Below are 14381 nucleotides of genomic sequence, written 5' to 3'. Positions count from 1 at the left end.
TCTCTCTTGGGCTACAGCACTGATCGACGGCGTGACTTCAAACTAGTCCGTCTTTGCTTATATTGCTGTGCACAATGCCGCGATTAACGGTCGGACACCGGGCGAATTGAGGGTTTTCCGCTGGGGGCCACCGGAATCCGTTGTTTTTCGGCAACAGAAACGCCGGCGCGGCCGGGGTTACACTGGCGCCCTTCCCTCTCACGCCCCACGCATCATGCAAATCTGGATCGACGCCGACGCCTGCCCGGCCGTGGTCAAGGACATCATCGTCCGCGCCGCCGAACGCCTGCAGATCCAGACCTTCGTGGTGGCCAACCGGCTGCTGCGCACGCCGCCGTCGCGCTTCATCCGGGCGATTCAGGTGCCATCTGGCTTCGACGTGGCCGACGCCCACATCGTCGATACGCTGGCGGCGGGCGATCTGGTGATCACCGCCGACATTCCGCTGGCCGCGGCGGTGCTGGAACGCCAGGCCCACGCCCTCAACCCGCGGGGCGAGATGTACACCGCGGCCAACATCGCCGAGCGGCTGTCGATGCGGAATTTTCTGGAAGAGCTGCGCAGCAGCGGGGTGCAGACCGGCGGCCCGGCGGCCTTCAGCCAGGCCGACCGGCAGGCCTTCGGCGCGGCGCTGGACCGCTTTCTGGCCAGGGCGACGCGCTGAACCTCAGCCGTCCAGATCAGCCGCCAGCTGGCGCGCGATGGCCGCCAGGGCGCGGACCAGATCGGGCGCCGACAGGGCATCGAGAGGCGTGGCCATGTCGTGCATGGCCTGGATGTGCCCCACCGGATTCGGCGCATCGCCGATCGCACTGAGGAGCACCCAGCGCACCTTGACCGCGTAGCGGGCCGCGGCCTCGAGGAAGAAGCCCAGCTCCTCGCTGCGGATGAAGGGCGAGGCCAGAAAGCCCGGCGACACCAGCAGCAGGGCGACACGGGTGGAGGCCAGCGCCCGGTCGATGGCGTCGCGCCACATCTCGCCGGCCTCGATCCGGGTATCGTCCCACACCTGCAGGCCGCGCAGCTCGACATAGGGTTCGAGCGGCGCCTTGACCACGTCCAGCCAGGCCTTGTCCCGGTGGCTGTAGCTGATGAAGAGCTGGCTGCGGGAGATGCGCGACAGGCGGTTGGCGAAGCCGCGCATCATCGCCGAGGCGGTCATCACGGCCCGCTCGTCGTGGACGCGGTCGGCAGGCCGGCTGCCCGTCTGGGCCCGCCGGCGCTCGCCGGAGAGGTCGTTTCCCCAGTCGCGCAGGCAGGCCGTGGCGGCGCGGCGCCCGGCTTCGAAGAGGTAGGGCTTGCGCGTCTGGGCGGCGTCGAACTGCTCCATCTCCAGATCGAACACCGGCACCTCGATGAGCCGCGCCCGGGGGATTTCGTCGATGAGATAGTGGTCGCGGCTGGCCACGCCGGCGCCAACGATGGTCTTGATGAAGCGGCCGATGCCCTGGGGCGGCGTGGTGACCGGCGCGTCCGCCGGCTGAAGCGCCACGATGGGGAACTCGTCGTCAAAGCGCCCGACCATCCAGATCGGGCAGTGGGTGGCGATGGCCGCATCCACCACCACCCGCCCGCCGGCTTCGTGGGGCGGGAAGAACAGCGGGATGCCCACCGCAATGCGCACCGCCTCGGTCACCTTCATGTCGGCGTGGGTTTCGCTGGCATACACGAGGAGCTGCTTCGAGAGCAGGTCGATGCCCGCCGTGGCGAAGGGGATCGCCATCTCACCGAAGGTTTTGCCGGGGCCGATCAGGTCTTCCATGATCTGCACCACCGCGTCGCTGTCGTAAGGCGCGAAGGGCCAGCGCAGCCAGGACACGTAGCGCAGCGGCCCGGGCAGGCTGGGCTTGCCCAGCAGACGGCGCAGATCGACGGCCTCGACCCGCGCCTGCACTTCGCGCATCGGCAGGCCGGTGGCGACGAGGGCGCCGATCAGGCTGCCCGCCGAGCAGGCCGAGATGCTTGCAAACTCGATGCCGGCCTCTTCGAGCACCGCCAGCGCGCCCACATAGGCCAGGGTCTTGACGCCGCCCGACCCGAGCACGACATGAACCCGGGTGCGCGGTGTCGGAAGGGTGGACATGGCCTCGCCTCAGCCCAGCGCCGCAGGCTTGGCGCAGCCGTCGTCCACCCCGGCGAGCTCGATCTGGATGGTGGGGTGGTGGATGCGGAAGCGGTGCGCCAGCCCTTCGGCCACATCGATCAGGAAGGCATCGCCCGGGTGGCCGCCGGGCATCACCAGATGCACCGACAGCGCGGTTTCGGACGTGCCCAGCGCCCAGATGTGCAGGTCGTGCACGTCCGCAACGCCGGGCAGGCCGGCAAGCCAGGTGTGCACATCGACGAGATCGATGCCCTCCGGCACGCCGTCGAAGGCCAGGTGCAGCGACTGACGGAACAGCCCCCACGATCCAACCACGATCACCGCGGCGATCGCCAGACTGACCACCGGATCGAGCCACGCCCAGCCGAAGTGCAGGTACAGCGCCCCGGCGGCCACCACGCCGAGGGACACCAGCGCATCGGCCGCCATGTGCAGGAAGGCGCCGCGGATGTTCAGGTCGTCCTTGCTGCCAGACATGAACAGCACGGCGGTGATGCCGTTGATCACCACCCCGATCGCCGCGACGACGATCACCGTCCAGCCGGCCACCGGCTCGGGCGACTGCAGGCGCTGCACGGCCTCGAGGGCCAGGGCGCCCATCGCCAGCAGCAACAGCACGCCGTTGGCGAGTGCCGCGAGGATCGAGGCCCGCGCCCAGCCGTAGGTGAACTTGTGGGTCGGGCGCAGGCGCGCCGCTGCGCTGGCGCCCCAGGCGAGGATCAGCCCGGCGACGTCGGACAGGTTGTGGCCGGCATCGGCCAGCAGCGCGAGGGAGCCGGACATCCAGCCATAGAAGGCCTCGACCAGCACGAAGCCGATGTTGAGGGCGATGCCGATGGCGAAGGCCCGGTCGTAGGACGCCGGCCCGTGGTGATGGCCGTGGCCGCCATGACTGTGGCCGTGCCCGTGAGCGTGGCTGCAGGCGTGGCCGTGATGGGCGTGATCGTGGCTCATCGGCCAGGCAGGATGAGTTCCTCGACGCTCTTGCGCAGGGAGCGGGATTTGGGCGGATCGCTCACCCCGACGCGGCAGAAGAAGGTCAGGCCCTGGTCGTGGCCAAAGCCGCCGATGCGCTCGAACTCATCGGCAAGCGCCGCGGCGCCCTGCTGGATCTCGGGCAGGGCCGAGAAGCTCAGGCCGGCGCGGGCGTACCAGCGGAAGATCAGCGGCGTCATCTCGGGCTGCAGGTGCAGGCCCACCGAAGCGGCGGTGAGCCACACCCGTTGCAGCGCAATGCCGCCGCGCACGTGGGCCTCGACGCCCTGGGCCGGCACGTCGGCCTTCACCAGCACGTGGGCGGCGCAGGCGATGGCCGGGATGTAGTCGAGCTGCACCCGCGGCGCGATGGTGCCGCCAAGATACTTGTTGAAGAACTGCACACGGCCCCAGCTCGCCATCACCCACTCCATCAGCCGGGCGGTGGCGCCATCGACGCCCACGGCCTGCTCGGGGATGCGGTCCTTGCTGAAGCGGGTGCGCCACTCGATGATCTCCTTGTGCACCGGGTAGGCCTCAGGGCAGGTGAGGCGCAGGTAGGCGTTGCGCCACAAGAGGCCCGCCACCTGGCGGCGCTCGGCGCCGGATTCGAAGAACTGCACGCTGTAGCCCGCGCCCGGTGCCGCGGCCAGGGCGCTGCGCTGGGCGGTGGTGAGCGGCGTGGTGCGCATCGGCCGGCGCTGCACGGTGCGGCTCTCGATGAAGGGCAGGAGCGGATCGGGGGCGATGCCCGGCGCGGGAGCGAGCTTCACGTCGAACACCGGCGCCTTGTCGGGGCTGCCCGGGCGCAGCTGCCAGCTGGCAGCAAGGCCCTCGCCGGTCGCGGCGATGCGCAGGGTTTCGAGCAGCGCGCCGTGGGCCATGTGGCTGGCGTGGCCGTTGAAATCGTAGAGACACCACTCGCGGGTGTCGTTGCCGTGGATGGCGATATGGTCGTCGGCGACGATCTCGAAACGCCAGGGCTGGGTGTTGTCGCCACTGGGGGCCCAGCGGGCCAGGTCGAGGATTTTCAGCAGGGTTTCACGGCTGGCCATCGAGGGCTCTCCTGGATCGGAAACGCGGGGCGCGGAAGGTTGGATCAGGCGGTGCTGGCAAACTTGCCCTGGCGCATCGCCTTAAGCTGACGGCGGGCGATGAACAGGCCAATCTGCTGGATCGGGTTGCGGTTGCCGCCCGGTCGCCAGGTTTTTATGTAGCGGTTGCTGTAGGCGTCGAAGTGAAAGCCCCACGGGGCGCACAGCACCTTGCCACGGCCGAGGAGGATCTTCAGGGCTTCGGTGGCCGTCACGCCGGCGCACAGCTGACACGCGGCGATGGTGCTGGGGCCACGCCGGGCGTTGAAATCCACCCGCGTCGGGTCGGCCAGATAGCCACGCTGGAGCATCGCCGGCGACAGGCCTAGGAGGAAGCGCACCGCCATCTCGTCCTCGTCGCAGCCTTCGAGGCGGAAGTACTCTTCGAACGACATGTGCCCCGGCAGGAAGGACAGCACCGCCGTGCCCATGCCCAGCGGCGCCGCGGTGACCGCCGGCACGCCCAGCCGGTGGCAGGCATAGAAAGTATCGCGGCGGGCCTTGAACGCAAAGAAATCCAGGCCGTCTACATAGAGGTCGACGCCGGACAGGAAATCGTCCAGATTGGAAGCGTCGACGCCTTTGTCGAAGATCCGGATGTCGAGTTCGGGGTTGATGTCCTTCGCCATCCGGGCCATCACCTCGGCCTTCGGCTGGCCGACCGTCGACATGGACGCGCCCGCCTGACGGTTGAAGTTCACCACGTCGAAGGTGTCCATGTCGGCGATGTTGAAGGCGCCGATGCCGAGCCGGGTGAGGGTGAGCAGATGCACGCCGCCGACGCCGCCCATGCCGGCGATGGCAATGCGCTTGCCGCGCAGCGCGGCCTGCTCGGCCTCGGTGACCCAGCCGATGTTGCGGGCAAAGGCCTCGTGGTAATCAAAGTTTGCGTTGGCGTCGGGCATGCGTATCGAATCCGTCGGACCAGGAAACATTATGATACGACAGTTCGCGCCCGCATCCGGCCCGGTTGCCCATCCAGGCCGCCGTCCGTCGGACGGATCGGGCCGGCCATACCGATCGGCCCTTCAGGTCTCCGAGCCGGGGTCGTTGATGATCGATACACCCATTCCGTATAACCAGAAGAGGCCCATCAGCCATGTCGCTACTTGATCGTTTCAGTCTGGGGGAAGGCTTCAAGAAATACTTCGAAGTCGCCGCCGCCTTCAGCGACGACCTGCGCAACGACGTTTATGGCATCCGCCATGAAGTCTATTGCGAGGAGCTGGGCTTCGAGCCGGTCCGGCCCGACCGCCGCGAGATCGACGACAACGACCGCCACAGCCTGCACTGCCTGCTGCGCACCTCGACCGAGCCGCGCATCCTGGTTGGCTGCAACCGCCTGGTGATGGCCCGACCGGAAGACCCGGCCCACCCCCTGCCCTTCGAGCACGCCTGCCGCGCCACCCTCGACCGCTCCATCATCGACCCCGCGAAGGAGCCCCGCGGCTCCATCGCAGAAGTCTCGCGCCTTGCCGTGCGCGCCCACTACCGCCGCCGGAAGGGCGAGACCAAAACCGCCCTGGCACTCTCCGAAGACGACTTCGGCACCAAGGAGCAGCCCCGCTTTCCGTACATCCCGATCGGCCTGTATCTGGCGGTGGTTGCGCTGGCCAAGCACGAGGGCATCGAAACCCTGTTCATGCTCACCGAGCCGCGCCTCGCCGACCACTTCTCGAAGCTCGGCGTGAAGATCACCCAGATCGGCGGCCCGGTGGAGCACCGGGGCACCCGCGTTCCGTCGATGATGAACGTGGATCACGTCATCAAGAACCTGCGTTTCTTCATCAAGCCGATCTGGCGGGTGGTGGTCGAGGAGATCGAGGCCGGCTACGCCAACGGCCGCCCGGCCTTCCAGACGCCGGCCTGAAGCCCCCGGCTCAGTGGGGCCCGCGGTCCCGCTCGCGCAGCGCGGCCCGGGCCAGCAGGTGCGAAGCCGCCGGCAGCGTGACAAGCAGCGCCACGAAGATTCCCAGCGCCCGCAGCGCCCAATCCAGCCCGCCGCCCTTGATCGCCACGCCGATCAGCAGTACGCCCAGCGCCAGCGTGGCCGCCTTGGTGGCCGCGTGCTGGCGCGACAGGGCATCCGGCAGGCGCAGCAGCCCCACCGCGGCGATCACCAGCAGCACCATGCCCAGCAGCATCAGGCCCTCAGCCACGCCGACCTCCCCGCTTCTCCACTGCCCGCGCCCACGCCAAGGTGCCCACGAAGGCCACCACCGCCACACCCAGCGCCACGTCGAGATACAGCACCCGGCCAGTGATCGCCGCCGCCAGTGCGCACGCTGCAATGCCGCACGCCGACAGCAGATCGAAGGCCACCACCCGATCCGCGTCGGTCGGGCCGCGCAGGAGGCGGATCACCGCCAACACCACCGCCACGGCCAGCAGGCCGATCAACAGCGCGTTCATGATTGCCCCCCGCACAGCACCCGCACGTGGCGCTCGAAATGGCGGCGGATGCCCTCGGCCGTGCCGGCCTGGTCGCGCCCGTCGAGCAGATGCACCAGCAGGCTGCGTGTTTCCATGTCGATATCCACCACCGTCGAGCCCGGCGTGAGGGTGACGAGGCTCGCCAGCAGCGCCGCGCCGGCTTCGGTCATCGGCGCAAACTCGTAGTGCATCAACACCGGCTGCGCGGGCGCGCACGGGGCGAGGATGATCCGCAGGGTCGCCAGCCCGGACAGCGCCAGCTGCCACACAAACGACACCGCAAGCACCACGGCCGCCGCCACGCGCCTCATCGCGTCACCTCCACAAGGCCCGCCGCGGCCTGCCCGGCAAAGCCCAGCAGGGTCTGCGGGAACAGCCCGATGCCGGCGGTGATCGCCGCCAGCAGCGCCACCGAGGCCAGCGCCGCAAGGGGCAGCCGGCCCACCGCCACCGGCGCGGGATGGGGTTTCCAGAAAGCCTCGATCCAGATCTTGCTCATCGAGTAGAGCGTCAGCACTCCGGTGACCAGCGCCGCGCCGCCCCACACCCAGTGGCCGCCGGCGAAGCTCTCGCGCAGCACCAGGAACTTGGCCCAGAAGCCCGACAGGGGCGGAATGCCCACCAGCGACAAGGCCGGCACCGCAAAGATGATCGCCAGGAGCGGCCGCGCCGCCGCCACGCCGCCGATCCGCCGCAGGTCGTAGCTGCCGGCCACGCGGCACACCAGCGCGGCGATCAGGAACAGGTTGGCCTTCACGATGATGTGGTGGATCGTGTAGAAGATCGCCGCCGCGTAGCCGGCCGGGGTGGCCAACGCCACCGCGAGGATCAGGTAGCCGATCTGGCTGACGATGTGAAAGGCCAGGATGCGCCGCAGATCCCAGTGCCACGCCGCGCCCAGCGCGCCGGCCAGCATCGTCGCCACCGCCACCGCGCCCAGCACAGCCTGCCAGTGGGCCATCGCCGCCGGAAAGACCTGCCCGAAAAGCCGCAACAGCGCATACACGCCCACCTTGCTGAGCAGCCCGGCGAACAGCGCCAGCACCGGCGCCGGCAGCACGTGGTAGGCCGCCGGCATCCACGAGAACACCGGAAACGCCGCCGCCTTGGCCAGGAAGGCCACCGTCAGGAGCGCCACGCCCGCCGCCAGCAGCGGGCTCGCGGGCGCCTGGGCCAGGGCCGCAAAGTTGAGTTGGCCGGTGGCGCCATACACCACCGCGATGCCGGTGAGCAGCACCAGCGTGCCCACCATGTTGAGCACCAGATAGCGCAGCGTGCCGTCCAGCGCGGCGACGCGCCCCCGATGGACCAGCAGGCCCAACGCGGCGATCAGCATCACCTCGAACCACACGTAAAGATTGAACAGGTCCCCGGTAGCAAACGCCCCGCCGACCCCGGCCATCAGCCCATGTACCAGCGGCAGCGCCGCCGAGCGCCTGTCTGCCGGATCGACCCGCGCCGCCTGGAAGACGAGGCACACCAGCGCGATCAGCGCGGAGACTGCGATCATCCCCGCCGACAGGCGATCGACCACAAACTCGATCCCGAAGGGCCACGCCCAGTTGCCGAGGATCAGCGCCAGCCGGCCGTGCTCGCCCACCGCCTGCAGCACGAGCAGCGCCATCAGCAGACTGACGAGCCCGGCCAGCAGGCTGAAGCCCTCCGCCAGCCGCGGCCGTCCGGCCAGCAGCACGCAGCCGACGGCGCCCGTCAGCGGCACCAGCACCGGCGCGAGGGCGAGGTTGGCGAGCGCTCCGCTCATGCCCGGCGCTCCGCGTAGAAGGGCTGCGGCTTGCCGTCGGGGCCGGCGCCGGATTCGGCATCAGCGAGACGATCCACGTCGCCCTCGGGCCGCTTTGCCAGCAGCGCCATCAACAGCACCAGCGCGAAGCACACGAAGGCGAAGCCGATCACGATGGCGGTGAGCACCAGCGCCTGGGGCAGCGGGTTGGCCGCGGTGGCCGCGAGCACCGTCTCGGCGTCGGCCATGATCGCCGGCACGCCCGAGCCCACGCGGCCGGCCATCAGCACGAAGAGATTGACCGCGGTGCCGGCCAGCGCGAGGCCCACCACCACCCGCAGCAGGTCACGGGCAAGGATCAGCCACACGGCAGCGCCGCCGCACAGGCCGATGGCGAGCGCCAGCAGCCACGCGTTCATGTTTTCCTCCCAAGCGCCAGCACAAGCGCCGCGAGGCCGCCCCACACGCACAGCATCACGCCCAGGTCGAAGAGCATCACCGTGGACCACGGCAGCGCAAAGCCGGCCAGTTGCAGCTCGCCGCTGAAATGGGTGAGGAAGGGCTGCCCGGCGACGATTGCCGGCACACCGGCCAGTGCGCTCATCCCCACGCCCAGCGCCGCGAGGCGCTCCGGCGCCAGGGGCAACCGCGCCCGGGCGGCCCGCCCGCCAAAGGTCAGCGCATAACTGGCCGTGGCCGCCACCGCCAGCAGGCCGGCGATGAAGCCGCCCCCCGGCGCGTTGTGGCCGCGGAACCACACCACCAGCGCCGCCAGCAGCAGCGGCCAGTAAACAAGGCGTACCAGTTGTTCGACGAGGATCTCGCGGGTGCCGAGGCGGACGTCACTCATCGCCCGGCCCTCCCCATCCGCCGCAGGATGCCGCCCGCGGCCAGCGCCGCCAGCAGCACCACGGCGATCTCGCCGAGGGTGTCGAGGCCGCGGAAGTCCACGATGATCACATTCACCACATTGCGCCCGTGGGCCGCGGCGAGGGATTGCTGGCCGAAGTAATCCGACAGCGCGGCGTCGAAGGGCGCGGCGGTCATGCCGAGCGCGAGCAGCGCCAGCCCCAGCCCGGCCAGCACCGCGGCCACCAGCGCCAGCGCAGGCCGACCGTGGGGCAGCACGTTTCGCCCGGGGCGCAGCAGGCGGCCCAACGCCAACGCCACCACCACCGCAAAGACCACATCGACCGCCAGCTGGGTGAAGGCCAGATCCGGCGCCCCGCGCGAGAGGAAGATCAGCACCGAACCCAGCCCGGCGATGCCGCTGGCGAGCAGCAGCGCCATGCGCTGGCGCACGAAGACGCAGGCCAGCCCGGCCCCGGCCACCAGCAGCGCACCGGCGGCGAGGCCCGCATCCACCTCGCCCGACGCCGCCGGCAGTTCAAGCCGCAGCACCCACGGCAGCAGCGCCAGCCCGGCGGCAGCCAGCAGGGTGGCGGTGTAGATCGGCAGGCGGCCGTGCTGGAGCGCATTGGTCACCACACCGGCAAACTTGCCGAGCCCCGCCATCGCCCGTTCGAAGCCACGCTGCCCGCTGGGCCCGCGGGACGGGTCGCGCCCATGCAGCCCGCGCGCCCGCTGCAGCCGGAAATACAGCCAGATGCCGCCCACAAACGCCGCCGCGCTCATGGCCAGGGGCAGGTTGAAGCCGTGCCACAGGGCGATGCTCACGTCGGGCATCGGCGCGCCGGTCACTGCCGGCACCGCCACCGCGAGCAGCGGGCCGAAGGTCTGCATGGGCATCAGCCCCACCCCCACGCACACCAGCACCAGCAGGTCCACGGGGATGCGCATCCACAGGGGCGGCTCGTGGGGCGTGCGGTCGAGTCCCACCGGCTCACCGTGGAAGAAGGTGTCGTGGATGAAGCGGCTGGAATACGCCACACCCAGCAGGCCCGCCAGCACCGCGCCGGCGGGCACCAGCCAGGCCAGCAGCGGATGCCCGACCTCCAGCGCCTCGGCAAAGAACATCTCCTTCGACAGGAAGCCGTTGAGGAGCGGCACGCCGGCCATCGCGGCGGCGGCGGTGATCGCCAGCACGGACGTCCACGGCATGTAGCGGATCAGCCCGTTGATGCGGCGCAGATCACGGGTGCCGCACTCGTGGTCGATGATGCCGGCGGCCATGAACAGGCTGGCCTTGAAGGTGGCGTGGTTGAGGATGTGGAACACCGCCGCTACCACCGCCAGCTCCGAGCCCATCCCCAGCAGCAGGGTGATCAGCCCCAGGTGCGACAGGGTCGAGTAGGCCAGCAGGCCCTTCAGATCATGCTGGAACACCGCGTACCACGCGCCCACCAGCAGCGTCGCCAGCCCGGCGAGGCTCACCGCGTAGAGCCACAGGTCGCTGCCGGCCAGCACCGGGTAGAGCCGCGCCAGCAGGAAGACGCCGGCCTTCACCATCGTCGCCGAGTGCAGGAAGGCCGACACCGGCGTGGGTGCGGCCATCGCGTGGGGCAGCCAGAAGTGGAAGGGAAACTGGGCGCTCTTGGTGAAGGCGCCGAGGAGGATCAAGGCCAGGATCGCCGGATACAGCGGATCGGCGCGCACCGCCGGGCCAGCGGCGAGCACGGCGTCGAGATCGAAACTGCCGACCACCTGGCCCAGCAGGATCAGCCCGGCCAGCAGGCACAGGCCGCCGCCGGCGGTGACGGTGAGCGCCATCCTTGCCCCCTGGGGGGCATCGTCCCGGTGGGTCCAGAACCCGATCAGCAGGAAGGACGCGACGCTGGTGAGCTCCCAGAACACCAGCAGCACGATCAGGTTGCCCGCTGTGACGACGCCCAGCATCGCCCCCGCAAAGGCCAGCAGATAGGCCAGAAAACGCGGCTCCGAGTCCTCGGCCGACAGGTAGTAGTGGGCGTACAGCACCACCAGCGCGCCGATGCCCGAGACCATCAGGCAGAAGATCCACGCGAGGCCATCCACCCGCACGGTGTAGTCGATGCCGGCCAGCCACGGGGTGCTCGCGCGGAGCAGCTCGCCGGCGAACATCGCCGGGCCCATGGCCACCGTGAAGGCGCCGGCCGCCAGCAGCACCGCAGCAGCGACGAGCGCCGACAGGCCGCGCCGGCTTGCGGGCAGCGCGCCCACGGCAAAGGCCGCCGCAAAAGGCAGCAGGGGCAGGAAGGGGAGGAGATTCAGGACGCCGGAATTCACCGGCGGATGTTAGCAGCGCCGGCCGGATCGGATAAGTCGAAAAAACCGGCAGAACACTGCGGGATAACCCGCACACCACGTCTCCGGCCCCGGCGGGCGGCGCCCTTCCGGGCGATGACCGATGGGTTTGGTGCACGGCATCTAAACCATCGTCTAATTTTTGGACAGCCAAAATCTCGATAAATTGGCCCCCGAGTGGTTGAACGGCCCCCTGCCGCCGACCGGTCGATTCGGGCGAGCCCTTTTCGCCCATACAAAAAAGGTGCCGCGCCGCACCTGCATTCCGATAAGGAGGAGACACCCATGGCCGTACTCAACCGGATGGACTGGTATGACCTCGCCAGAACCACCAACTGGACCCCCAAATACGTCACCGAGGACGAGCTGTTCCCGCCCATGCTGTCGGGCGAATTCGGCCTGCCGCTATCTGCCTGGGAAAAATACGACGAGCCCTACAAGCAGACCTACCCCGAATACGTGAAGGTCCAGCGCGAGAAGGACGCCGGTGCGTATTCGGTGAAGGCCGCGCTGGAACGCAGCCGCATCTTCGAGAACGCCGACCCGGGCTGGAAATCAGTGATGAAGGCCCACTACGGCGCCATCGCCCGCGGCGAATACGCCGCCGCCAGCGCCGAGGCCCGCATGATGCGTTTCTCCAAGGCGCCGGGGATGCGCAACATGGCCACCCTGGGCTGCATGGACGAGATCCGCCACGGCCAGATGCAGCTCTACTTCCCCCACGAGCACGTGTCGAAGGATCGCCAGATGGATTGGGCCTTCAAGGCCTACGACACCAACGAGTGGGCGATGATCGCCGCGCGGCACTTCTTCGACGACATCATGATGACCCGCGACGCCATCAGCGTGTCGATCATGCTCACCTTCAGCTTCGAGACGGGCTTCACCAACATGCAGTTCCTCGGCCTCGCCGCCGACGCCGCCGAAGCCGGCGACCACACCTTCGCCAACCTCATCTCCAGCATCCAGACCGACGAATCCCGCCACGCCCAGATCGGCGGCCCGGCGCTCAAGGTGCTGATCGAGAACGGCCACAAGGCCGAGGCCCAGAAGCGCGTGGACATCGCCGTGTGGGGCGCCTGGAAGCTGTTCTCGGTGCTCACCGGCCCGATCATGGATTACTACACGCCGCTTGCGCACCGCAAGCAGTCGTTCAAGGAGTTCATGGAGGAGTGGATCGTCGCCCAGTTCGAGCGGGCGCTGACCGACATGGGCCTCGACCTGCCCTGGTACTGGGACATCTTCCTGAAGGACATCAGCCAGACCCACCACGGCATGCACCTGGGCTCCTACTTCTGGCGCCCGACCCTGTGGTGGAACCCGGCCGCCGGCGTCACCCCCGACGAGCGCACCTGGCTCGAAGAAAAGTACCCCGGCTGGAACGACACCTGGGGCCAGTGCTGGGACGTGTTCATCGACAACGTGGTGGACGGCAACATGGCGATGACCTACCCGGAGACCCTGCCCTACGTGTGCAACATGTGCCAGCTGCCCATCCTCGGCACGCCGGGCAAGGGCTGGAACGTCAAGGACTACCCGCTCGAATACAACGGCCGGCTCTACCACTTCGGCTCCGAGGTCGATCGCTGGGTCTTCGAGCAGGACCCGGAGCGCTACGCCGGCCACCTCAGCATCGTCGACCGCTTCCTGGCCGGGATGATCCAGCCCATGAACCTCGAAGGCGCGCTGGCCTACATGAACCTGGCCCCCGGCGAGATGGGCGACGACGCCCACAACTACGCCTGGGCCGAGGTCTACCGCGCCCTGCGCGAAACCCGCAAGGCCGGCTGAGCCCGCCCCAATGCCCCCCGGCGCCAACGTGCGCCGGGCAACCAGACACCCGGAGATTCCCCATGGCCCTGTTCCCCCTCACCTCCAACTTTGAAGGCGACTTCGTGCTGCAGCTGGTCGCCGTCGACACCGACAACACCATGGACGAAGTGGCCGCCGCCGCCGCCATCCATTCGGTCGGCCGCCGCGTGCGCGCCCGCCCCGGCCACATCCTGCGCGTCCGCCAGCAGGGCGCGACGGAGTTCCTGCCGCGCGACCTGAAGGTGGCCGACGCCGGCCTCAAGCCGACCGAAACCGTCGAGATCATCTGGCAGGCCGCCTGAGCCCGCCCCGCACCCGGAGCAAGACATGAGCTTTACCAAGGTATGCACCGTCGACGACGTGTGGGAAGGCGAGATGGCCCCCTTCACCGTCAACGACCACGAGATCGTGCTGGTGTGCGCCGAAGGCGGTGAGATCGCCGCCTTCCAGGGCGTCTGCCCGCACCAGGACATCTCCCTCGCCGAAGGCCAGTTCGACGGCAAGAAGCTGATCTGCCGCGCCCACCTGTGGCAGTTCGACGCCAGCAGCGGCAAGGGCATCAACCCCGACGACTGCGCGCTCGCCAAGTATCCCGTGCGCATCGACGGCGACGACATCTACGTGAGCACCGAAGGCGTCGAACCGCTCTTCGCCCACAGCTGAACCCAGGAGAACCCCATGAGCACAACCAGCTCCGCGCAGGCCTATCACAACAATCTGGTCGGCCCGGTGATGCGCGCCGGCGACCTGGCCCAGGCCGTCATCGAGGCCGCCAAGGTCGACAACCCCGGCAAGGAAGTCTTCGTGGACGACAAGCGGGCCTACATCCGCATCCACACCGAGCACGAGATGATCCTGCGCCAGGCCACCATCGAAGAAGAACTCGGCCGCCCCTTCCGCATGAACGACCTGGAAGTGGACCTGAGCTCCTTCGCCGGCCAGATCGAGAGCCGCGACGACTCGGTGCGCTTCTACTTCGCCAAGAAGCTCTGAGCCCGCCCCAAGCCCACACAAGACAAGACAGAACACCGGAGGAGAC

Annotated in this window: 17 protein-coding genes; 6 read left to right on the top strand and 11 right to left on the bottom strand. The window is 69.0% G+C overall.

Annotated elements, in window-relative coordinates; translation table 11 throughout:
• The first annotated feature begins 214 nt into the window (after positions 1 to 214).
• Positions 215 to 664 carry a YaiI/YqxD family protein gene (locus GH681_RS03440; protein WP_153160058.1) on the top strand — a complete coding sequence of 150 codons (450 nt, stop codon included), beginning with the start codon at positions 215 to 217 and terminating at the stop codon, positions 662 to 664.
• A gap of 3 nt (positions 665 to 667) precedes the next feature.
• Here GH681_RS03440 and GH681_RS03435 read toward each other — a convergent pair whose 3' ends face one another.
• The 4 genes from GH681_RS03435 to GH681_RS03420 are packed head-to-tail and all read right to left on the bottom strand — an operon-like array spanning position 668 to position 5078.
• Complete coding sequence (locus tag GH681_RS03435; RefSeq protein ID WP_153160057.1) at positions 668 to 2083, bottom strand: patatin-like phospholipase family protein; 1416 nt, start codon at positions 2081 to 2083, stop codon at positions 668 to 670.
• Between the two features lie 9 nt (positions 2084 to 2092).
• A complete protein-coding gene (locus tag GH681_RS03430) occupies positions 2093 to 3058 on the bottom strand; it encodes a cation diffusion facilitator family transporter (protein WP_153160056.1) in 966 nt (321 codons plus the stop codon).
• Positions 3055 to 4134 carry a nitroreductase family protein gene (locus GH681_RS03425; protein ID WP_153160055.1) on the bottom strand — a complete coding sequence of 360 codons (1080 nt, stop codon included), beginning with the start codon at positions 4132 to 4134 and terminating at the stop codon, positions 3055 to 3057. The genes GH681_RS03430 and GH681_RS03425 overlap by 4 nt, the downstream gene beginning before the upstream one ends.
• A 44-nt stretch (positions 4135 to 4178) precedes the next feature.
• Positions 4179 to 5078, bottom strand: a complete 900-nt coding sequence (locus tag GH681_RS03420; RefSeq protein WP_153160054.1) for a ThiF family adenylyltransferase — start codon at positions 5076 to 5078, stop codon at positions 4179 to 4181.
• 194 nt (positions 5079 to 5272) lie between these two features.
• Here GH681_RS03420 and GH681_RS03415 point away from each other — a divergent pair, with 194 nt between their 5' ends.
• Entirely contained in the window at positions 5273 to 6043 is a 771-nt protein-coding gene (locus tag GH681_RS03415) for a PEP-CTERM/exosortase system-associated acyltransferase (protein ID WP_153160053.1), read from the top strand.
• Between the two features lie 10 nt (positions 6044 to 6053).
• On the opposite strand, the gene mnhG is transcribed toward GH681_RS03415, so the two are convergent.
• The 7 genes from mnhG to mbhE are packed head-to-tail and all read right to left on the bottom strand — an operon-like array spanning position 6054 to position 11512.
• The gene (gene mnhG, locus GH681_RS03410) at positions 6054 to 6332 is read right to left on the bottom strand and encodes a monovalent cation/H(+) antiporter subunit G (protein ID WP_153160052.1); all 279 of its coding nucleotides are present in this window, start codon (positions 6330 to 6332) and stop codon (positions 6054 to 6056) included.
• The gene (locus GH681_RS03405; protein WP_153160051.1) at positions 6325 to 6585 is read right to left on the bottom strand and encodes a monovalent cation/H+ antiporter complex subunit F; all 261 of its coding nucleotides are present in this window, start codon (positions 6583 to 6585) and stop codon (positions 6325 to 6327) included. The genes mnhG and GH681_RS03405 overlap by 8 nt, the downstream gene beginning before the upstream one ends.
• A complete protein-coding gene (locus GH681_RS03400) occupies positions 6582 to 6917 on the bottom strand; it encodes a Na+/H+ antiporter subunit E (protein WP_153160050.1) in 336 nt (111 codons plus the stop codon). Before GH681_RS03400 ends, GH681_RS03405 begins: the two co-directional genes overlap by 4 nt.
• Positions 6914 to 8368 carry a proton-conducting transporter membrane subunit gene (locus GH681_RS03395; RefSeq protein ID WP_153160049.1) on the bottom strand — a complete coding sequence of 485 codons (1455 nt, stop codon included), beginning with the start codon at positions 8366 to 8368 and terminating at the stop codon, positions 6914 to 6916. The genes GH681_RS03400 and GH681_RS03395 overlap by 4 nt, the downstream gene beginning before the upstream one ends.
• Positions 8365 to 8766, bottom strand: coding sequence for a sodium:proton antiporter (locus GH681_RS03390; RefSeq protein WP_153160048.1), 402 nt, complete (start codon positions 8764 to 8766; stop codon positions 8365 to 8367). Before GH681_RS03390 ends, GH681_RS03395 begins: the two co-directional genes overlap by 4 nt.
• Positions 8763 to 9197 (bottom strand): MnhB domain-containing protein, encoded by a 435-nt coding sequence (locus tag GH681_RS03385; protein WP_153160047.1) that lies wholly within the window; start codon positions 9195 to 9197, stop codon positions 8763 to 8765. Before GH681_RS03385 ends, GH681_RS03390 begins: the two co-directional genes overlap by 4 nt.
• On the bottom strand, positions 9194 to 11512 hold the full coding sequence (gene mbhE / locus GH681_RS03380) for a hydrogen gas-evolving membrane-bound hydrogenase subunit E (protein WP_153160046.1): 2319 nt from the start codon (positions 11510 to 11512) through the stop codon (positions 9194 to 9196). Before mbhE ends, GH681_RS03385 begins: the two co-directional genes overlap by 4 nt.
• A 303-nt stretch (positions 11513 to 11815) precedes the next feature.
• Between mbhE and GH681_RS03375 the strand changes: the two genes are divergently transcribed.
• The 4 genes from GH681_RS03375 (at position 11816) to GH681_RS03360 (ending at position 14335) form a co-directional block, all read left to right on the top strand.
• Positions 11816 to 13321: an aromatic/alkene/methane monooxygenase hydroxylase/oxygenase subunit alpha gene (locus tag GH681_RS03375; RefSeq protein ID WP_153160045.1), complete on the top strand. Its 1506-nt coding sequence runs from the start codon at positions 11816 to 11818 to the stop codon at positions 13319 to 13321.
• A 62-nt stretch (positions 13322 to 13383) separates the two neighbouring features.
• Entirely contained in the window at positions 13384 to 13644 is a 261-nt protein-coding gene (locus tag GH681_RS03370; RefSeq protein WP_153160044.1) for a toluene-4-monooxygenase system B family protein, read from the top strand.
• Positions 13645 to 13669: 25 nt separating this feature from the next.
• Complete coding sequence (locus tag GH681_RS03365) at positions 13670 to 14005, top strand: Rieske 2Fe-2S domain-containing protein (RefSeq protein ID WP_153160043.1); 336 nt, start codon at positions 13670 to 13672, stop codon at positions 14003 to 14005.
• A 15-nt stretch (positions 14006 to 14020) separates the two neighbouring features.
• Positions 14021 to 14335 (top strand): MmoB/DmpM family protein, encoded by a 315-nt coding sequence (locus GH681_RS03360; protein ID WP_153160042.1) that lies wholly within the window; start codon positions 14021 to 14023, stop codon positions 14333 to 14335.
• Positions 14336 to 14381: the final 46 nt, after the last annotated feature.

The organism is Zoogloea sp. 1C4, assembly GCF_009469605.1.
Taxonomy (GTDB): domain Bacteria; phylum Pseudomonadota; class Gammaproteobacteria; order Burkholderiales; family Rhodocyclaceae; genus Zoogloea; species Zoogloea oryzae.
Note: the sequence above shows the minus strand (reverse complement) of the source record. Positions and strands in the feature narration are given on the sequence as shown.

Bases quoted from the DNA above. Each gene is read 5' to 3' on its own strand.
- GH681_RS03400 (WP_153160050.1), bottom strand. From the start codon at position 6,917: ATGAGGCGCGTGGCGGCGGCCGTGGTGCTTGCGGTGTCGTTTGTGTGG.
- GH681_RS03375 (WP_153160045.1), top strand. From the start codon at position 11,816: ATGGCCGTACTCAACCGGATGGACTGGTATGACCTCGCCAGAACCACC.
- GH681_RS03390 (WP_153160048.1), bottom strand. From the start codon at position 8,766: ATGAACGCGTGGCTGCTGGCGCTCGCCATCGGCCTGTGCGGCGGCGCT.
- GH681_RS03425 (WP_153160055.1), bottom strand. From the start codon at position 4,134: ATGGCCAGCCGTGAAACCCTGCTGAAAATCCTCGACCTGGCCCGCTGG.
- GH681_RS03440 (WP_153160058.1), top strand. From the start codon at position 215: ATGCAAATCTGGATCGACGCCGACGCCTGCCCGGCCGTGGTCAAGGAC.
- GH681_RS03435 (WP_153160057.1), bottom strand. From the start codon at position 2,083: ATGTCCACCCTTCCGACACCGCGCACCCGGGTTCATGTCGTGCTCGGG.
- GH681_RS03385 (WP_153160047.1), bottom strand. From the start codon at position 9,197: ATGAGTGACGTCCGCCTCGGCACCCGCGAGATCCTCGTCGAACAACTG.
- GH681_RS03370 (WP_153160044.1), top strand. From the start codon at position 13,384: ATGGCCCTGTTCCCCCTCACCTCCAACTTTGAAGGCGACTTCGTGCTG.
- GH681_RS03405 (WP_153160051.1), bottom strand. From the start codon at position 6,585: ATGAACGCGCTGTTGATCGGCCTGCTGGCCGTGGCGGTGGTGTTGGCG.
- GH681_RS03360 (WP_153160042.1), top strand. From the start codon at position 14,021: ATGAGCACAACCAGCTCCGCGCAGGCCTATCACAACAATCTGGTCGGC.
- GH681_RS03415 (WP_153160053.1), top strand. From the start codon at position 5,273: ATGTCGCTACTTGATCGTTTCAGTCTGGGGGAAGGCTTCAAGAAATAC.
- GH681_RS03395 (WP_153160049.1), bottom strand. From the start codon at position 8,368: ATGAGCGGAGCGCTCGCCAACCTCGCCCTCGCGCCGGTGCTGGTGCCG.
- GH681_RS03430 (WP_153160056.1), bottom strand. From the start codon at position 3,058: ATGAGCCACGATCACGCCCATCACGGCCACGCCTGCAGCCACGCTCAC.
- GH681_RS03365 (WP_153160043.1), top strand. From the start codon at position 13,670: ATGAGCTTTACCAAGGTATGCACCGTCGACGACGTGTGGGAAGGCGAG.
- GH681_RS03420 (WP_153160054.1), bottom strand. From the start codon at position 5,078: ATGCCCGACGCCAACGCAAACTTTGATTACCACGAGGCCTTTGCCCGC.